The sequence below is a fragment of the Peribacillus tepidiphilus genome (genome assembly GCF_009466385.1).
Lineage (GTDB): Bacteria > Bacillota > Bacilli > Bacillales > DSM-1321 > Bacillus_BN > Bacillus_BN tepidiphilus.
Window position 1 is genome coordinate 1 of record NZ_WIAQ01000016.1, and the last position, 18,941, is coordinate 18,941.

General features: G+C 37.4%; 10 protein-coding genes. 5 read left to right on the forward strand and 5 right to left on the reverse strand.

The window, feature by feature from the left end; translation table 11 throughout:
* Nucleotides 1-126: 126 nt before the first annotated feature.
* Nucleotides 127-306 (reverse strand): transposase family protein, encoded by a 180-nt coding sequence (locus tag GD441_RS10015; protein ID WP_153126278.1) that lies wholly within the window; start codon nt 304-306, stop codon nt 127-129.
* Nucleotides 307-495: 189 nt separating this feature from the next.
* Complete coding sequence (locus tag GD441_RS10020) at nt 496-3,660, reverse strand: hypothetical protein (protein ID WP_153126280.1); 3,165 nt, start codon at nt 3,658-3,660, stop codon at nt 496-498.
* A 685-nt stretch (nt 3,661-4,345) separates the two neighbouring features.
* Between GD441_RS10020 and GD441_RS17725 the strand changes: the two genes are divergently transcribed.
* A complete protein-coding gene (locus tag GD441_RS17725; protein WP_191992150.1) occupies nt 4,346-6,820 on the forward strand; it encodes a hypothetical protein in 2,475 nt (824 codons plus the stop codon).
* A gap of 62 nt (nt 6,821-6,882) precedes the next feature.
* Here GD441_RS17725 and GD441_RS10030 read toward each other — a convergent pair whose 3' ends face one another.
* On the reverse strand, nt 6,883-9,909 hold the full coding sequence (locus GD441_RS10030) for a S8 family serine peptidase (RefSeq protein ID WP_153126281.1): 3,027 nt from the start codon (nt 9,907-9,909) through the stop codon (nt 6,883-6,885).
* A gap of 157 nt (nt 9,910-10,066) precedes the next feature.
* Here GD441_RS10030 and GD441_RS10035 point away from each other — a divergent pair, with 157 nt between their 5' ends.
* The 3 genes from GD441_RS10035 to GD441_RS10045 all read left to right on the forward strand — a co-directional run bounded on the left by GD441_RS10035 (nt 10,067) and on the right by GD441_RS10045 (nt 14,382).
* On the forward strand, nt 10,067-11,101 hold the full coding sequence (locus GD441_RS10035) for a C40 family peptidase (RefSeq protein WP_153126284.1): 1,035 nt from the start codon (nt 10,067-10,069) through the stop codon (nt 11,099-11,101).
* 239 nt (nt 11,102-11,340) lie between these two features.
* Entirely contained in the window at nt 11,341-12,897 is a 1,557-nt protein-coding gene (locus GD441_RS10040) for an outer membrane protein assembly factor BamB family protein (RefSeq protein ID WP_153126286.1), read from the forward strand.
* A gap of 93 nt (nt 12,898-12,990) precedes the next feature.
* A complete protein-coding gene (locus tag GD441_RS10045; RefSeq protein WP_153126288.1) occupies nt 12,991-14,382 on the forward strand; it encodes a S41 family peptidase in 1,392 nt (463 codons plus the stop codon).
* A gap of 183 nt (nt 14,383-14,565) precedes the next feature.
* On the opposite strand, the gene GD441_RS10050 is transcribed toward GD441_RS10045, so the two are convergent.
* A complete protein-coding gene (locus tag GD441_RS10050; RefSeq protein WP_191992151.1) occupies nt 14,566-15,558 on the reverse strand; it encodes an acyltransferase family protein in 993 nt (330 codons plus the stop codon).
* Between the two features lie 691 nt (nt 15,559-16,249).
* Here GD441_RS10050 and GD441_RS10055 point away from each other — a divergent pair.
* Nucleotides 16,250-17,131 (forward strand): helix-turn-helix domain-containing protein, encoded by an 882-nt coding sequence (locus tag GD441_RS10055; RefSeq protein ID WP_153126293.1) that lies wholly within the window; start codon nt 16,250-16,252, stop codon nt 17,129-17,131.
* 420 nt (nt 17,132-17,551) lie between these two features.
* On the opposite strand, the gene GD441_RS10060 is transcribed toward GD441_RS10055, so the two are convergent.
* Nucleotides 17,552-18,772 (reverse strand): MFS transporter, encoded by a 1,221-nt coding sequence (locus tag GD441_RS10060; protein ID WP_420849683.1) that lies wholly within the window; start codon nt 18,770-18,772, stop codon nt 17,552-17,554.
* Nucleotides 18,773-18,941 lie beyond the last annotated feature (169 nt).

An 18,941-nucleotide genomic window follows, 5' to 3' on the forward strand; every position in this document is an offset into this window, starting at 1 on the left:
CTTCTCTCCCTTTGGTTTCTATTGTTGGCAACTTTAGATTATCAAAGAGAGAGAAGAAGGTGTTATTTTTTAATCATTTTTTGTGAATTATCTGAGCCCTTGAGATGATAAGCATGACCACCACATTTAGTATAGAGCCACTTTTTGCCATCGATAATCATGAACTTTGTTGGTGAGCTGACCACAGTCAGGACAAGGATGTGGCTTTCGCTCCATTTCCACATAGAGGAGGATTTCCCCTTTACGCTCCTCCATTTTTATCACCTGACAGTCTTTTAATCCTGGGATATTCATGATAGAATTCATAGTACACGCAACTCCATTCTTTTTACTTGTTTCTGGACAATTCAAGTATAAAAGAATGACGGGGTTGCGTGTCTTTTTTTGACCAAAATTGTATGAAAACCCCAACATTTATTATAGAGCCGCAAAAAGAAAAGCCCTGCAGAGATTTCTCTCCACAGAGCTTTCAGGTACCGTTCCATAAAGGTTAAATTATTGAACAGTTATAGTAACATCTTTAGTTTCATTAATACCATCTTTTGTAAATGTAATTGTTAGAGTAGCTGTACCAGCCTTAGCATTAGCAGGAGTAACAGCATCAGCAGCTAATGTAATTGCTCCTGTACCAGCATCAACTGATAAGATAGAATCCGCATTAGTTTTAACAGCAATTGCCTTTATAACTGTTGCGTCAACATTTGCTACTTCAGCAGCTTTTAAGAATAAAGCTGCATTTACTGCATCACCTGCATTACCAGTAGCAGTATAAGTTTTATTTTCATAACGAGCAAGCTCAGCATCAACTGCAGTTTGAGCAGCATCAGCATTGTAGTTACCTTCAATAACAAATGATTTTTCCACACCATTTACAGTAGCGACTACAGATGCTGATTCACCTACGTTTAAGTCTGCAACAGTTGCAGTTGGTTTATTATTGTTAGTAATTACTACGTCAAATGCTTTTGATGGTGTAACTGTCAACTTAATTTCTGATAGATAAGTTGTAGCTGCAGCATCCTCAATAAGAGTTACTACTCCATAACTATCAACTACTGCGAAATCTACCAAATCGCTAATTGTAGTTTGTGCATAACCAGAAGTCACTTTTGAAACTTCTTTAATTTCATCAAATTCAGCTTTCGTATCAACATCAGTTGAATTTGTTGATTCATCAACTACCTTTAGAGCAGTAACTGTTGGTTTAACTTTAGAAACAGTCACTTCTTGAGCAAATTTTTGACCAGTTGCGTTAATAGTAACTGTTACATTTGCTTTGTGCTCTTTAGCATCTGTTGCATAAGGAACATCATTTCCGTTCATTTCAAATGTACCAGCATTATAATCTAAGTATGAAGGTGCATCTACAGTGAATTCACTATTAGAAAGTTGTACTTTTGTTCCGTCATCTAATATACCATAAACTTTTAATGTTTTATCGTAAGCAGGGCTATTACCCAAGCCTGCACCAACTTCATCAAAAACATTTCCGATTGTGTCTACTTGATAAGATACATATTCTTTACCATCAGTTACACGGAAAGTTACAGATTTTTCGCTGCCTGAAAGTACTTTATTATTAACTACATCTTTGATTGAAATTGTTACTTTTTCAGTACCTACTGCCAAAGCATCAACTTCATTTGTATTTACAAGGGCAATTGCACCTGCATTTACTTTTTCTTCAGTAATTACTAATGAATAATCTGAAGCAAATAGAGCAGTTTTTTGTGCTGTAGTCAATTCACGCTCATATTGGTCAATGATTTTTACATTAGCAGGAGTAATCGCTTGATTAGCTGCATTTGTTAATACAGTTGTTTTAATCGCAGAAGTTACTCCTTCTACACGTACAGGTTTTGCTGCTGCTTTAACTTGGATGTTAGCAATAGTAGATTTTCCAGTTGAAGAAACTGCTACTAAAGATAAATATCCTTCTGAAACATTACCCGCAGCAACTTCTACACCTAGTTTACCGTCAACAGTTTTAACAGTTGCTCCAGTAGCACCTGATACTTTAATACCTCTAGTTGCGTCAGTTACAACTTTTTCATCAGTAACTAGGTTACCTTGTTTATCTAGTACTTGAATTGGAACAAATAATTTTTCACCAGCAACAACTAGGCTAGGTACTTCAAATGTAACTGTATCAGTACGTTGACTCTCCTCAACTTTCACTGTATAAGAAGCATTTTTACCAGTAGCAGTAGAGATGATCATTACAGTTGATTCACCAGCTTTTGGTGTGCCAGTTACTTTTAATGCTGTAACGTCTTTACCATTAACTTTGATTGTTTCAAAATCAGTTGAAACGTTCGCTACTAAAGCATTTGTTTGGTTTACAATCACAGCATTTTGTGCATCAAGAGCTGCTTCATTTACTACTTTACCGTACTGATCTTTACCTTCAACCAATAAGTAGAATGCATCTTTAGATAAGTCTGTAGTCTCAGTTAAAGCTTTTCCGTCTTTATTATATAGACCGTTAATAGCAATCTCAGAAACTACAGATTTTGCAGATACTTTTACTGTTGAAGAAGCTGATTTTCCAGTATCAGCATGAACAAGAGTTAAAACGATTGAATCTCCTTCTTTAGCTGTGTTAGCAACTGGAATTGTTGCCACACCTTTTGAAGCAGTAACAGTACCATTAACAATTGTACCAGCTGCATTTACAGTTAAAGGAGTTGTAGCAGTAATATCTTCACCATATTGGTTAACAACTTTGTACCCAACAGTTACTGATGCTCCATTTGAAGCTAAAACTGCATTTTCACTTAGAATTTGAACAGATTCTACTCTTTCGTTAGTAACTGTTGTAGTTCCAGTTAATGCTGTTTCAGTTAATCCACTTACATTAACAGTGTAATCACCAGCTGTAAATTTACCTTCAAGTTCAACAGTAGCTTCTGTTTTAGCGTCATTCCAAGCGATTGTTGCGTAGTTCACTTTTACAGAACCTTTTTTAACCTCAAAAGTTGCTTTTGTAGAGTCAACAGCTTTGTTGAATTTAACTTTTAAAGATTTAGAAGTAATCGCACTTACACTCTCAACCTTCGGAACTGCAATTTCCTCTAATTTCTTCTCAGCAGCTGCTTTTGCTGTTTCAACAACTGTAGCAGCTAATTCGTTTACGTGAGCTTTGATGCTGGATTCTACAGCTTTGTTTAGGTCAGCTTTTTGAGCTTCGTAAACTTTTTCTAGGTTTGCTTTAGCTTCTTTGATTTTAGCTTCGTCGTTTGTTGCAAGAGCTGCTTCTAATTCTTTTGCAGCCTTTTCTACATGCAATTCAAGAGCGTTGAATGCTTTTATGTAGTTTAACGCACGGCCAAGTAAGTAATTTTTACGAACTTTGTCTAGGTCAGCTAATAGAGCAGCTTTTTCTTTTGCAGGAGCGTATTTATTAACAACGCTTACTGCATATTTGTATTGAGCTTCCCCTTTTTTGTATGCAGCGTATACTACAGCTTGATCCACCATTTCGCCAGTAGCAACGAATGGCTTGCTATAAGCATACATTGCATTGTACATGACAGTTTTTGCTCTAGAAACTTCAGCTTTTACGTTTGGAGCAGCCTCAGACTGAGTTGGAGCAACTGCTACAAAACCAGAAGCAGCGATCGCAGAAGCAGTAGCGATTTTAATTGCTTTCTTCTTCATAAGTTTGTAATCTCCCTTCATATTTAAAGTAGTCGGTCGAAAGTTTGACATGAAACATCAACATTTCGACAACTAACAAACTTAACGACTATTATACTAGTAATTTGAGGAAATAACAACCTGCTATTGTATATTTTTCTATTTACTAGTCATTAAGCCATAGTTATATCATTGAAATTGGAAGTTCCAATTCCTTCTTGCAATACCTATTTTATTATAAAATTCTTGTAAATTCTAGCTTTTTTACTCAAAATTTTCTAGTTATTCCTTTGAAATAGTTTCCAATTTTGGATTAGTAATCAAATATTTTTCTGTTTTTGGTATTTTAATGGAATAACTTTCAATAAAAGCACTTTAACATACTATTCTTGCTTGTGGGTAATTATGACAAAACATAAAAATAAAGTCCTAATTGAATAAACCTATAAATTTTGAAGAAATATCAATTTTTATTACAAACTGTCAATACATCTTCCACTCCTACAATAAAAAACAGAGAAAAACTCCTCGAAAGTATTAAAGTAGACCTATTTCATTTCCTTTTTTATTTCACTCTCATTACCTACTCTTATCCATACCCTAAGAAATGGACATTTTCCCTATATAAACAACATCCGGAAATTACTATAATGAGAAATATGTAGAATGCGAAATATTTACATTTTTTCTAGTTAGGAGGATCTGAATGAAACGAAGGCATTTTTTGTTGGCAGCTTTTTTGCTTGCTTTCTTATTCAGTACAGAAAGCTCTACAGCAAATGCAGCAACCATTAAACAAACCGAAACCTATTTAAAGTACGCTGAGGCAGGCAGCAAGAAATTAGCTGTCCAAATTACGTACAAGGGAAATCCAGCTCTTAAAGAACCAGATAATAAAACGTTTGTTACTACAAGAGACTACTTAAATAAGACGAAGGCTGCAGTTAAAACATTAAGCAAAACAACCCAAATTAAATACAGTGTCAGAATAAAAAATGTGGAAACCATTCTGATCAAAACCACTGCCTTTCGCGGGGCTGTCTATTCTTCCAGAGATTTAGCAGCTGATCTGAAAATCTTTAATACGGAATATAAACTTAATCCATGGTCTGACAAAACGAAAAAAGCGTACGATACACTGATTCAGCAAATTATTCAATCGGACTTAGCTTATCGAAAGGTGTACGACAGTGCGGCAAGAACAGCCTTTTATACGAAGTATTTAAGGCCTGCTCAAGCCGCTGCCACTCCTTATACAAAAAATATCCTTCCTATAAAGAAGGAAATCGATGCGGTTACGAAAGAAATGATCGCATTAGAGGCTGCGGTAAAAAATCATACTGCGCAGGCTGAGATCGATCGTCTAACTCAAAGTATTCAAGCAAAATTACTTGTTCTCAAACATCCAGCAACAGTAGCGAGCATAAAACAAAGACTTTTCCATTTAAAGGATGGATATCAAGTCCTTGCTCAAGCTTCTTTAAACGACTCGATTACCGTGTCTGATATGGCGGTTGACGAAGCAAATGGATATTTGTATGTGATCTCTGAGCATGAAAATCGACTCTATATCTACTCGACAAAAAATTTAGCTCTCGTTAAAGAGATGATTGTTCAAAAGCCAGTTGATCTTGAATTGTATGAAGGAAAGCTGTATGTCGCTGCAAACCCTACACTAGTCATTAATCCAAAAGCACTTTCAGCTCAGCCTGAAACACTTCGGATCTACAATGCTAAAAATTTTATCGTCCATAAAAATCATATTTATTATTTGCTTGATGAGACATGGTCGAAGATTCATGATTACAATCTGTCAACAAAATACACAACCTTGATCGAAAAGCCTGGGGCTCCATTCTTAGATTATGAGTTTGCAGGCGCTGCAATGGGCATTGACCGAGTAAAGGACATTTTATATCTTGGTGACCACCGTCTGACTGCCATCGATCTTAAAACGAATACCATTCTTTCTCGCGATAACTACGATCATGATTTTGGCGGAGGTCCGTTATTTTATGAAAATGGAAGCGTGTTTTTCTCAAGCATGCGTTTTAATGCTTCTGATTTAACCAAAATGGAAGGAACATACCCAGCTGGATATCCAAGAGATGTGATAGCAGTCAAAGGAAATTATGTATTTAGCCCAAAGGCTGTTTTCAATCGAAATACCTTTACGAAAGTTCGAGATCTTCCTTTAGAATCAGACCGAATCGTCATTGATTCTGGAATGAATATTTATGGTTTTAACTGGGCAGATCGTAAAATAACAAAAATGAAAGTAAATATCCTCCCTTTAGAGGAGTCTGATATTCAAACAGCGCCAAACCAGCTTGTGTTTAAGAACAACCTAACGGATTGGGTGTATGATGAAAGCAACGATAAAATTTACGGGATTTCAAGAGCAGCGAATAAGCTTTTTTATATAAACGCAAAGACGTTACAGGTTGAAAAAGAAGTAATCATTGGATCAGAGCCAACAGATATTGAGATGTATGGAGATCAAATTTATGTTGGCTTGTTAGGTGCTCATAAAATTGCGGTTGCGTCAAAAAATCCAGCTAGTCCTGTATCGTACATTTACACAGCAACGACTCCAGGACTCATCGAGATTGCCAGTGATAAAATCTTCTATCGTTCAAATGGCTATAACGATTATCATGACCAAATTTATATGTACGATCGAGCAACGAGAAAATCCGAACTGCTTTTCAGCAAGATTCAAAACCCAAATCAATATACCATTCAAAATACAATGGAAGCTGATTTTAAACTGGATCCGAATGGGCCGATCCTCTATGTGAATGATAATCACGGCCAATACATCTATTCTATCCGTACGGATACTTTAGAGGTCATCAAGCAATCACCGAGGGATGTTTTTAAGGGGAATGGAGAACTGTTTGTTGATGAATACGGTTTGTATTATTCAACGCATTTCGCTCCGAAGGATTATTGGGATGCTATTGAAGCAAAATTTAATAGCCCTGTGATTCAAGTGGGCAAGGAGTATATTTTTACCCAAAATGCCCTATATGAAAAATCCACACTCACAAGGGTAGCCGATTTAAAAGAAAATTGGCATTCAGCCTATATCAATGCGCAAAACGAAGTCTTCTTACTAAACGAGGAGCAGAAGCTTCTTAAAAAATTTACGTCTGTTGAAGAAGTGCCCAAACAGTAGGCAGGCAGAACTTCCATGAAAAAAACTCAGGTACCGAACAGTTATTCGGTACCTGAGTTTTTTCATTCTGCTTCCCAGAAGCTATATGCATACTCGTTTCCTAGTTCATCTTCATATACGATGACGTAAAAGAGATCGTTGAGATCCGGTTTCGTATAAGTAAATTGGTTTTTTCCTTTCTTTAAAGAAATTTCCTTTTCATCAAAATAGTCACTATACGGATCTTCTGAAATATAAATGTACGCTTTCACCGGCTGTGCCACGTCAAAATGGAAAATGACTTGTTTATTGTAGTACTCATCTTCATCAGAAGGGACAAACTCCATATTATGTGAAGTCAGCCATGATGGGTCCTCTTCATTGTTCATATTCCCGCTAACTATTGTTTCTTTCCCTGTTGAGCTTTTGGCTGTGATCACATATTGGAAGGAGGTCTGATATACAGAATATCCGTCATCATCCGAACCATCCCATGTGAACGATTGAATGCCTTCCTGCATCGGAACGTTGTCTAAAACCGTCTTAATAGGAGTACCGGAATCGTCCAGAATTTTTACTGAAACATTCGCCGGGATCGACAGCCGGAAAAACACTTCAGCCGCGATTTCTTCTCCTTGATAGAAAGCTACTACAGAGGGATAAGCTATTTCTACAGTTGTAAAGTTCGCAAGGATGCTGCCCGTATAGGTGTAAGTCAGACCATAGGAATCTGTAACCGTAATGTTAAATTGATACGTTCCATCCTCTACGTCATTTCCATTAAGGTCTTTGCCATCCCACCGTACTGTTTGAGCGCCTTTTGACTTCGGTACATTTTCTTGCAGGGTTTTAATGACAGCACTGTCTTTGTATATTTGTACGGTCACAGCTCCCGCTTTTGTCAATGTATACGGAATGGACAATTCATTTTTGGTTTTAAAATTCAGGCTGTTAATCGATTGTATAACCGGGATTCTCCAATCCTGCAGGGAAATGGTTTTACTTTTTAGGACCGTTTTGTTGCCAGCTGCATCTTTCAACTCTATAAGATATTGATAATTTCCTTCTTCTGCAAACTCGTTGCGGTCATTTTTTCCATCCCAGCTAAGTGTATAGCTTCCGGCTTTGATTGATTTTTCTCCAAGAAGCTTTTTAACCTTAATGCCTTGTTCTGTCGTTACATAGGCACTCATGAAAACCGTTTCTTTTGTTGCAATCTTCAAGCTGTTTCGTTCTGTTCCATTCATTTTAAAAATGTTCGAGTCTGTAGCTATGGTTCCTGTCGGAGCTTCGCTGTCTACCTGTATAAGAATATGAGAAGATCTTTTTGCCTTCTTGCTATCTGTTACAGTAATGGTGAGTTTATAGGTTCCGTCAGCAACCCTTTTTCCACTGCTGTTTTTTCCGTCCCATGTAACAGAACGCTTTCCGCCAGCAATGGATAAATTGGAATAAAGAGTTTTTACAGGTTTTCCAGCTTGATCGTAAATCGCCGCCGATACTTTGGCTGATTTATTCAGAATATATGGAATGACGATCTTTCCCTGAACAGCTGGTGAAAAGATTGTTGAGCTGCTTGAAAACGCTACGGAAGGTGTTACTTGATCTACTACTTTTATATTCATCGTCTTATAGACTGTTTCGCCGCCCGCTGCAACCTTTGCCAGTATTCTATAGGTCCCAGTCGAAGCAAACATTCCATTATCCAGTTTCCCATCCCAAACGGCTGAGAACTTTCCGCCACTCCATTTTTTATCAGAAACTACTTTTCGAAGCGTTGTTCCTTTGGAGTTCTGTACATAAAGCGATATGGTCGTTCCGCTTGGTGCATTAAATGAGAAAGCGGTCCTGCTTGTGCCCGTAACCGTAAACGTACTGGAAGAGGAAACGATGTTTGAAACAGGCGCTGGAGTATTCTGTAAAGCTTTATAGGCGTCAATTCTACCATACCCATAAAATGGATCCCAGCCTTTTGAACCTAAATCCACTACGGATTTTCTAAGAATCTCTTTTACTTGTGCTGGGGTTAAAAATGGATTCTTCGACAGTACGAGCGCCGATACTCCCGAAATAACGGGTGCAGCCATCGAGGTTCCACTCATCAATCGATAAGTACTCCCGCTTACCGTTGAGTAAATATTTACCCCCGGTGCTGCAAAATCAATATACTCTCCATAATTCGAGAAATGTGTAATTCGATCGCTGCTATCTGTTGCACTAACACCGATTACATCAGGCAGAGCAGCAGGATATGTATATGCATTTGTATCGTCATTTCCTGCAGCAGCTACAAGCACTACCCCTTTTGTTTGTGCATAATGAGCTGCACTTTCCATTACGTAGCTATATGAATCCACACCTAGGCTTAAATTTATGACATCTGCCCCATGATCGGCAGCATAATAGATTGCTTCTGCAATATCATATAATTCAGCATATTCCCCACTAAAAACGTTTATCGGCATAATCTTTACTCCCGGAGCGATTCCAGCTATGCCAATTTTGTTCATACTCGCTGCAATAATTCCTGCAACATGGGTGCCGTGAACATCTGGCTGATAGGTATTGCTATTATTTACTGTATTATACGGATATACGATTTTTCCAGCTAAGTCGGGATGATTGGTTTGAACTCCTCCATCAATAACGGAAACCGTAATAGTAGATGCGCCTTTTGTAATATCCCAAGCTTTTGGTGCTTGAATTTTTCCTAAATACCATTGCTTTCCGTAGCTTGGATCGACTGGTGTATAGTTTTTTTCAATTATGTAATTGGGCTCTGCAAACTCTATTTGCTCATTTTTTATCAGTTCAGCTACTGTACTTTGCAAATTTTTTCCTTTTGGTACTATAACAAGTGAAAAATCTCCTTTTTCAATATGCGAAAGCTCTTTAACGCCATACAATTGAAGAATTTCTGATTTTTCCCGATCAGATGTATCCTTTTTAAACTTTACAATCATTTCATTAGACACATGTTCTTGCTGCTGAAACAAACTATTGGCCCGATATTTCGAAATTTTAGGCTTAAGCTGCTCCATAGCCGAAACTGTTGATTCTGCCGATAAAAAACAGACCAACATCAAAATTGCTAATAACGCTCCCCTCATATCCTTCCCCTGCTTTCTTATAATAGATCTCTTATTTATATCGGTATGATTCTACCATTTATATTAGAAATATCTCTTAAATTAACAAAATCAGCTTGGTTATGGTCCTTTCTTTCTGATAAAATAGTTTCAAAAGCTTGTAGAGAGGTGGAATAATTTGAGAAAAAGAACTGCCGTTTTATCTACTGCGGCTATTTTATCCGCAACTTTTGTCACACCTGCCATGGCAAGTACCTATAAATCTAATATAGCAAAAAACCATATAAATTCAGTAGAGTTGAACAAACAATCATCTCATAAAATCAATCAGATCTCTAAGGTTTCTGGGGCTAATCAATTCTCAGCCTCTAAATCCAATACTGTTATACTGAGCTCGACAAAAACGGCTACTTATACGGTTGTTTCTGGTGATACATTAATAAAAATTGCAAACAAACACAATATTACATTAGCTGAATTACAAGCATGGAATAATATGAAAGATCATCTAATTTATCCAGGCCAAAAGCTAATCGTAGCAAAATCTACAAACAGCAGCACCGCCGTTCTTCCCCAGCCGGTAACTGAAACAAAATCAACTCCAAATACTAACACGAGTCCATCTACAACTGTAAACTCTACTAAAGTATATGTAGTAAAAAAAGGGGACAGCCTTTGGAAAATATCCAATACTTTTGGCACAACAGTACAACAAATATACATACTGAACAATTTAAAATCTGAGGCTTTAAAGATTGGACAAACCCTTAAAATACCCGTTTCTGAAAAAGAAAAAATTTTAAGTCCAAATGGGAATTCTGCAACAAGCCCAACAGTAGATCGTCAATCTCAAAATACGATCGTAGAAGAAGCTAAGAAGTTAATGGGGATTCCTTATTCCTGGGCGGGTTCATCACCGACAGGGTTTGACTGCAGCGGATTTATTTACTATGTCTATAAAAAAGTGGGCTACCAAATCCCTAGATTGTCTGCAGCCACTTATTTCGATCTTGGCAAACCTGTATCCAATCCTCTGCCTGGAGATGCTATATTCTTTTATTCAAATCCGAACAATCCTTTTCTTATTACACACATGGGCATATATCTAGGAAACAATCAATTTATCCATGCTAGTTCTAGCAAAGGGGTAACGATTAGTTCGGTGGAGGAATCCTATTACAAATTAAGATTTGCAGGATATAAGAGGTTTTAAAGACAAATATGATTTCACGCACACTAAGACAGATTGGTATTAATTTTCATATAACCTAAAAGATATAAGAGAGTTTACCACCCTTTAAGATGATGAACTCTCTTTTTCTTTTACTCTAAAAAAATAGACAGAAATAAAATGGGATCTTGGCATAGGCACCCCTTACCATATGCGGGTAAGTCCCATTCAAAAAGAAATACAATTCAGAATATATCGTAACTAAAGGGGACCTTTAAACTATGAGAACTAAAATTGCAGTCGTATCTTTTTTGTCTCTTCTTTTTTTTGCTGGGTGGATCACTGAAACAAACGTAAGTGCAGACACAATTAACGCTAAAGGCTGGGAACCCATTAAGGTCAGCCCGCTTCCGAGCAGTAAAAGTATAAACTATAAATTTAGTAATAACGTCAAAATATTCACTAAGCCCTTCCCAGAACCATATCAAACCGTCAATGGAATTCTAACCTTCCGAGGTGGCCCGTTCCGAAACAACGCAGCATGGGGTACGCCAGTTATTAAAGAAGGTAAATTAACGAAGAGCTGGTCCTTCCGTACTTCTTCTTCACCACGATGGGGCGGCGGGGCAGGCTGGACGGGGCAGCCATGTATAATAGAATGGAACAAACAAGAACAACAGATTATGAATCTATATCCACAATATAAGAAGAAGGCAAATTTTAAAGAAATTGTTTATGGTTCGTTGGATGGAAAAGTCTATTTCCTAGACCCGGGAACTGGTAAACAAACTCGGAATCCTATTCATATACATAATCCAATTAAGGGAAGTGTAGCACTCGATCCGCGGGGATATCCTCTTTTATATGTAGGCCAAGGAATTCCTCAGACAGGAAAAATTGGCTATCGAATTTATAGCTTAATTGATCATTCCTTACTGGCATTTATTCCGGGGATCGATTCATTTGCCTACCGAAGATGGGGAGCTTTCGACAGCTCTCCGCTTATCAACAGAGAAGATGACACGATGATCCTTGGAGGAGAAAACGGTCTTGTTTACATGATCAAACTCAACACAGCATACAATCCAAAGGCAAAAAAAATTAAAGTAGCTCCTGTTATAAGTAAGTATCGTTATAAACAGCAGCAAAACGCTTACCAAGGAATTGAAAATTCAATTGCTGTGTACAAAAATATTGCATACTTTGCAGATAACGGCGGCGGAATACATGCTTTGGATGTAATCAAGAAAACACCGATTTGGTCCAATAAAGCTTATGATGATACAGATGCGAGCCTGGTCATTGAGGATCTAAACGGAGTTCCTTTTTTGTATACCGGTTCAGAGATTGATAAACAAGGTACCAAAGGCTTTGCTCGATTACAAAAACTAAACGGTCTGACAGGAAAGGTTGTTTGGGAGAAAAAAATACCGGGTTTTTCTCTTAAAGGGAAAAATCCCGTAAATGGCGGAGTTTTAGGAACCCCGATTATCGGAACAGGACCATTAAAAGGGCAAATCATTTTTACTATATCAAGATACAAAACCTTCAACGGAGGTTTGCTGATCAGCTTAGACACTAAAACAGGAAAGGAAATGTGGCGGTTAACACTGCCCCATTATGCATGGTCTTCAACAGTCGCAGTATATACAAAGGATCAAAAAGCCTATCTGATTCAAGGTGATTCCGTTGGAAACCTTTATCTCATTAACCAAAGAGGGAAAATTGTTCATAAAATCAACTTAGGTGCAAATATTGAAGCATCCCCAATCGTCGTAGGTCAACAAATTATTGTTGCTACAAGGGGAGGAAGATTTTTCAGTATGAATATGAGATAGATAGGGATGGGTAACCATTCCTATTTTGATTGGTGTCTAGTACCTATTACAATGGTAAAATAGTAATCAGCAACTATTTAATGAGGAGTGTCTATGAAATTATTACGTACCTACTTTTCTGTATTCGTTTCCATTCTTATTTTTCTTACTGCAACAACCAGTTATGCTGCAGAGCCGCTGGATGAGGTTAAGAATGTAGTAAAAGAGTATTATTACAAGGATGTTCCTGATTCCGTCTTGAGTAGTACAACCATACAAGACTTAACCAGACAACTGGATCCTTACTCTGTTTATATGACAAGGGAGGAATACGAGAGTTTCGTTTCTGCTATTGAAAGGAAGCTTGTCGGAATCGGTATAACCATAGAAGAACATGAGAAAGGGGTAAAAATTACTTCTGTTATCAAGGGTGGCCCAGCTGAAAAAGGAGGGCTAATGGCCGGTGACATTATTTTATCGGTAAATGGCAAAAAGCTAGCTGGGGAATCGGTTCAAACAGCCATAACGTTAATAACCGGAGAAGCAAATACTGCTGTAACCCTAGAATTCTATCGAGCTACCACTAACTCAACGAGTACAAAAACATTGATTAGAGAAGTTATTGAGTTACCGAATGTGGAAAAAATGCAGCTTGCTGGAAATATTGGCTATATCCGTTTAAATAGCTTTTCGTTAAACGCCGGAGATGAGATACAAACAGCCATCTCATCTATGCCAGGTATAAAGGGATGGATTTTTGATCTAAGAAGTAATCCGGGTGGCTACGTATCTGCCGCTCAAGATGTACTCGGTTTATTTCCGAAGGTACAAGATGCTTTTAAACTAACCTATAAAGGAAATGTCAGTTATTCCTATAAACCTATTAAACAAAAGCTTACATGGAATGCTCCTGTATCTTTGCTCATTAACTCCATGAGTGCAAGCGCTTCAGAAATGACCGCCGTTTCTGTAAAGGATCAACAAGCAGGAAAAATCTATGGTCAAATTTCCTATGGAAAAGGTGTTATGCAAAGCCTTTTTTCTCTTAGTGACCAAAGTGTTTTGAAACTGACGACAGCAGAATTTTTCGGTCCAAATGGAACTGCTGTACAAGGAAAGGGAGTTAAACCAGATGTCCTGACTCCTATTGGTAAAGAGCTTGTATACAGCCATCGTGACTTCTTACTTTCTGAACTCAAAAACTATACAAAACTGCCAGATTTAAAGAATGTACCAACCAATAAAGTTTTCACCATAAAAATGAATTCTTCTATGAACTGGAAAGATTTAAAGAATTCAGATGTCTCTCTCATTGAACTAGGTGATAAAGAACAGGCTGTAAGAATTCAAACGTCTACAAATAAACAACTGAAAGTCATTCCTGTAAAACCGTTAAAATCCAGCGCAAGCTACCTATTAATCATTCATCCAAATTGGAAGAATCAACATAACAAAAAAATGCAGCATGGCGCTTATCTGGAGGTAACGGTAAGGTGTCAACGGTAAGGTGTCAGGCACCGTAAAAAGACATTTTTATCGATTTTGTCTTTCTCTCATGGACATTCGAAATTTAGTACTACTATTTAAAAAAGAAGCACGCCATTCGATTGAATAATGGGTGCTTCTTTCTTTTGTGGAATGAAAGTGCGACACTTTCTCATACTGTCCTTTCACAGAAAACAAATATCGTTATTTGTCCACGGGCAGTGCCTGACACTGTTTAACCCGCTTACACTGTTTGAATATCGGTTCGTAAAAAATAACGGATAACACGATACATAGAAGTGTGACAATTACATAATAGTAGGCTAATTTATAGAATTCATGATATCCAAAATATATAAGGATCTTATTAATACTTTGGTAAAAGAAAATATGAAGGATATAGATATTTAATGAATAGCTACCCAATCTTGACAAGAGGCTTTTTTCTCCAGGCTTCTTTACTGAAGCAGTCACTAAATAAAAAGTAGTAATCATTAGAAAAACCACGTTTAAGCTTGATTGATAGATTGTCAGGATTACATAGAGCAAAGCTGATAAGCAAAAACCTATAAATGGATTTTTTATTCTATCCGTTTTAAGGTGTCCGATATAGTAGCCCATAGAAAGATAGAAAAATCCTTTTGTAAATCCACCATATTGAAATACATCGTTGAACGTAATCATTTCTGTCAGATTAGCCAAATATAGAATGGAAGAAATTAAAAATGTAACACTCGGCTTAACAGAAAAATGAACGCAAACTAATAACAGAAAAGCTGCTATGATCAAGGCAGGCAAAAACCATAAATGAAAGGATCCTATGGTTCCATTTAATAATGAAGTTAAAGATAAATTTTTTAAAATATTTTCAATACCTGTCCAAAAAGGCTTACCCAAGAAAAGACGATCTGAAAAAACAAGAAGAAATTTAAAAGCTATATAAAAAATAGTGAAAGATATATATAAGGTTAATATTTTATTAATATAACCTTTGTAATAAGAAATTGGTTTTAATGATAGAAAAAATCCTGAAGCTGCAAAGAAAAAAGGAACAGCAATATCTAATAAAGGCCGATAAAAATAATAATTGGTCATGGTAGCTAATTCATACTGTGGCAAAGAGCCTGTTGTATGGATAAGGACAACAGCAATCGCACAAAAGAATTTAATAATATCCATATTATAATAGTATTTCATAGAATCACCTGAATAAATGAAAAGTTTAAAAACAATTTTCATCATAACAGGCTAAAAGCAATTTTAACAATGTAAATAATGGTACTTCACAAGGCGGTGTCATCTATACGGTGTCAGGCACCGCAGAAAGACATTCCACAGTGTTTTGTTCACCTCCAGTAGACAGTTTTTGAAGAAGGATACCATTTCTTCCCCGTTGTCTTTTGTACGCGGACATATATTGTGTATTTGTCCACGGGCAGTGCCTGACACCGCAAAAAGACAATTGTCCACGAACGGTGCCTGACACCGACACCGTGACACCGACACCGCAAAAAAATCCCACAGGCTACATTTTGCCTGTGGGCCATTAGGGGTTTTCCCTATAATCGAGTATAAAAATAGGGGTTTCACTCCCTCTTCATCATATTCCATTACAAATTTCCTCTATAGTTACAAAAATCCCCATATAGTTACAAAAATTTCTAAACAAATACCCCTATAGGAATATCTTTTTTCCAGAAAAAATTTAAAATGGTAATATAATGTAAGGGATCACATTCATTTAACCATTTTCTAAAAGGACAGCCAAATGGAGTTTAAGCTCGCCTGAAGTGATTTTCGCTGAATTTCCCAGAGCTTTTGTTCGTTCTGTCTTTTTCTAGTACTATTTCATAACAATTAGAATATTGTTGGGAGGTATGTTCGACCGATGGATTTATGTTTAGTAGGAAACAAAATTAGAGAAATTCGAAAAATACTAGGCTTATCTCAAGAAGAAATAGCTGAAGGGATTTGCAGCCAAGCGCAGATTTGCAAAATCGAAAAGGGTGAAGTCTCTCCTTCGGCAGCAACCTTATATTTGATTGCAAAGCGTCTTGGAGTCGATATCAATTATTTTTTTGACGCTGGAACGACCCCCCGCCTTGATTATATACAAGAAGTAGAACACCAGCTTCGTCTTGCAACAAGGGAAATGCGCTTTGATGAAGTAAAAGAAATTGTGGATTCAGAAATGAAGAATCCTATTTTTACCCAAAATAACGAACACTTTCAATTATTGCTTTGGTACAAAGGAATCTATGAATACGAGCTAAATAAGAATACGGATACCGCGCTTTACTTTCTCAAGCAAGCCCTCTCTCTTACCCATAGCAATGAAAAAGTATGGTCTGAAAGAGAGTTGGATATTTTAAACAGCCTTGGGATCATCCATTTGGAAGAAAACCGTCATGAAGAAGCGCTGGACATTTTCAACGAGGCTTTTGAGCATTTTAAAAAACGGCCCATTGTAAGAGATGACTCCTTGATCATACGCCTTTCCTACAATAAAGCAAAGGTGCTGACCCGATTAAAAAAATATCAGGAATCTATTGATACATGCTCAAATGCGATAAATGAAGCCATAAAAAACCATAGTATGTATTTGTTTGGACAGCTCTACTATCAAATTGGCTACAATTACGAGCATATGCAGCTTCTTGAAAAAGCCCTTTTATTTTACGAGAAATCGATTTCTATATTCGAAATCCAAAAGGATTTCAAGTTTATCGATTATATCCAAAAGAAAATCAATCAAATAAAAAGGGCATAAACAAATGAAGAAAAGACATTTTGTGGAAACCTCTTCATGTCATTTATACACTATAAATATAGTAAAATACAACTATAAAAAAATAAGTCATTTTATAATAGTTTACAAATGGTTTAACAAAAAGTGCAGGATTCTTTTTTAAAAAGGGATCGTGCACTTTTTTGATATAATCTAAAAAGCTTAGCTCGATTAAAGAAGCTGGGATTATAGGGATTACTCACCTGTTTTGTAAATTTACTCGCCGAGTTTGGCAAAATACTCGCCGGATTACCGGATTTACTCGCCAAGTTAGCTGAAATACTCGCCAGTTCGGAGAAAATACTCGCCAATACCTTTTTCTAACGAATAATCAATGGCACACACAAAAAAAGAGGCAGTATCGATGATTCATCGGTACCCCCCATTCTCAATGGAATATAGTTACAAGGCCACTTTTTCTTTTGAATGAACAACGGTTTTGTCCCCAGTTGACTTGACCCAGGCCACTACCGGGATGATGAGAAGGGAAATGAAAATAACCCCGGTCCATCCAAACTCCGTCCAAACAAAGCCGCTTGCCGTTCCTCCAGTTGCTACCCCGATATAATAGCTTACGAGATATAAGCTTGATGCTCCCCCTTTATGATGGGAGGCTCTTTCGTTCACGAGAGCTGCCATCAAAGAGTGCGCGATAAAAAATCCGAGGCACGTTAAGCACATCCCGATTATAACGGCGGTTAAAGACGGGATTAAGCTTAAAAAAGCTCCTGAAATCAAGGTGAAGCTTCCTGCAAATATAATAGTCGTTTTTTTGATCACCGCTGCGATCCGACCGGCGACAATCGAGCCGACTACTCCTGTTAAGTATGCTGAATACGTGAAGGAAATATCTTTTACCGAAAGATTGAAGGGTTCTCCTTCTAAATAGAACGGTAAATACGTCCAAGTCCCCGTAAAAGCGACCTGCAGCATGACACCCATTGTAAATGCCGGAAGCAGGTTAGGGTTGGTTGTATGTACAAACATGCCGTAAAGATCCTTCCGAATACTAATCGTGCTCGGTTTGAAATGTCTTGAAGACGGAATGAACAGCACAAATAGTAGCAGCAGAACCAATCCGAGCCCAAACAGGCAATACACAGACGTTTGCCAGCTTGTCACGTCTGCAATATACCCAATCACTACGCGCCCTGCCATTCCACCAAGACCGTTTGCCGCTATATACATGGTGATTCCAAGGCTGATGCTATAAGAGGCGACCTCTTCGCTAATATAGGCAATGGCGGCTGCCGGAAGCCCCGCGATGAAAAAGCCCTGAATAAACCTTAGCCAAAGGAAGCCTTCAAAGGTAGGAACCATTGGCATGAAGAGTACAGGAATAACAGAGTACAAGAGTGTGAGTTTCATAATTGAAACCCTGCCCATTCGGTCTGATAAGAAGCCAAAAACGAGCAAGCCGATCATCATAGAAATGACAGAGACGGACAACGAAAGACTGGCCTTTGTTGAACTAACATGAAAAGATCTCACCAGCAGCGGCATAATCGGCTGCACAAAATAAAGATTCGCAAACGTTAAGATGGAAGCTGCTGTCATCGCCAGCATCATTTTATAAAAGTTTTGATCTCGCGGACCGTATTTTTCTTGACTCAATGCTTTCACTTCCGATGCATAAGTATTCAAAATTATTAGAAAAGATAAATTTATCTTACCATAATTCTGTGAATCTATGTCATTAGACTCCCGAAATTTCGCTAAAAAACTCCAGCACGTTAAAAATGTCCCTCAGATAGGGTATAATAGAAGAATATGTTTTTTCGAAAGTTAGCTT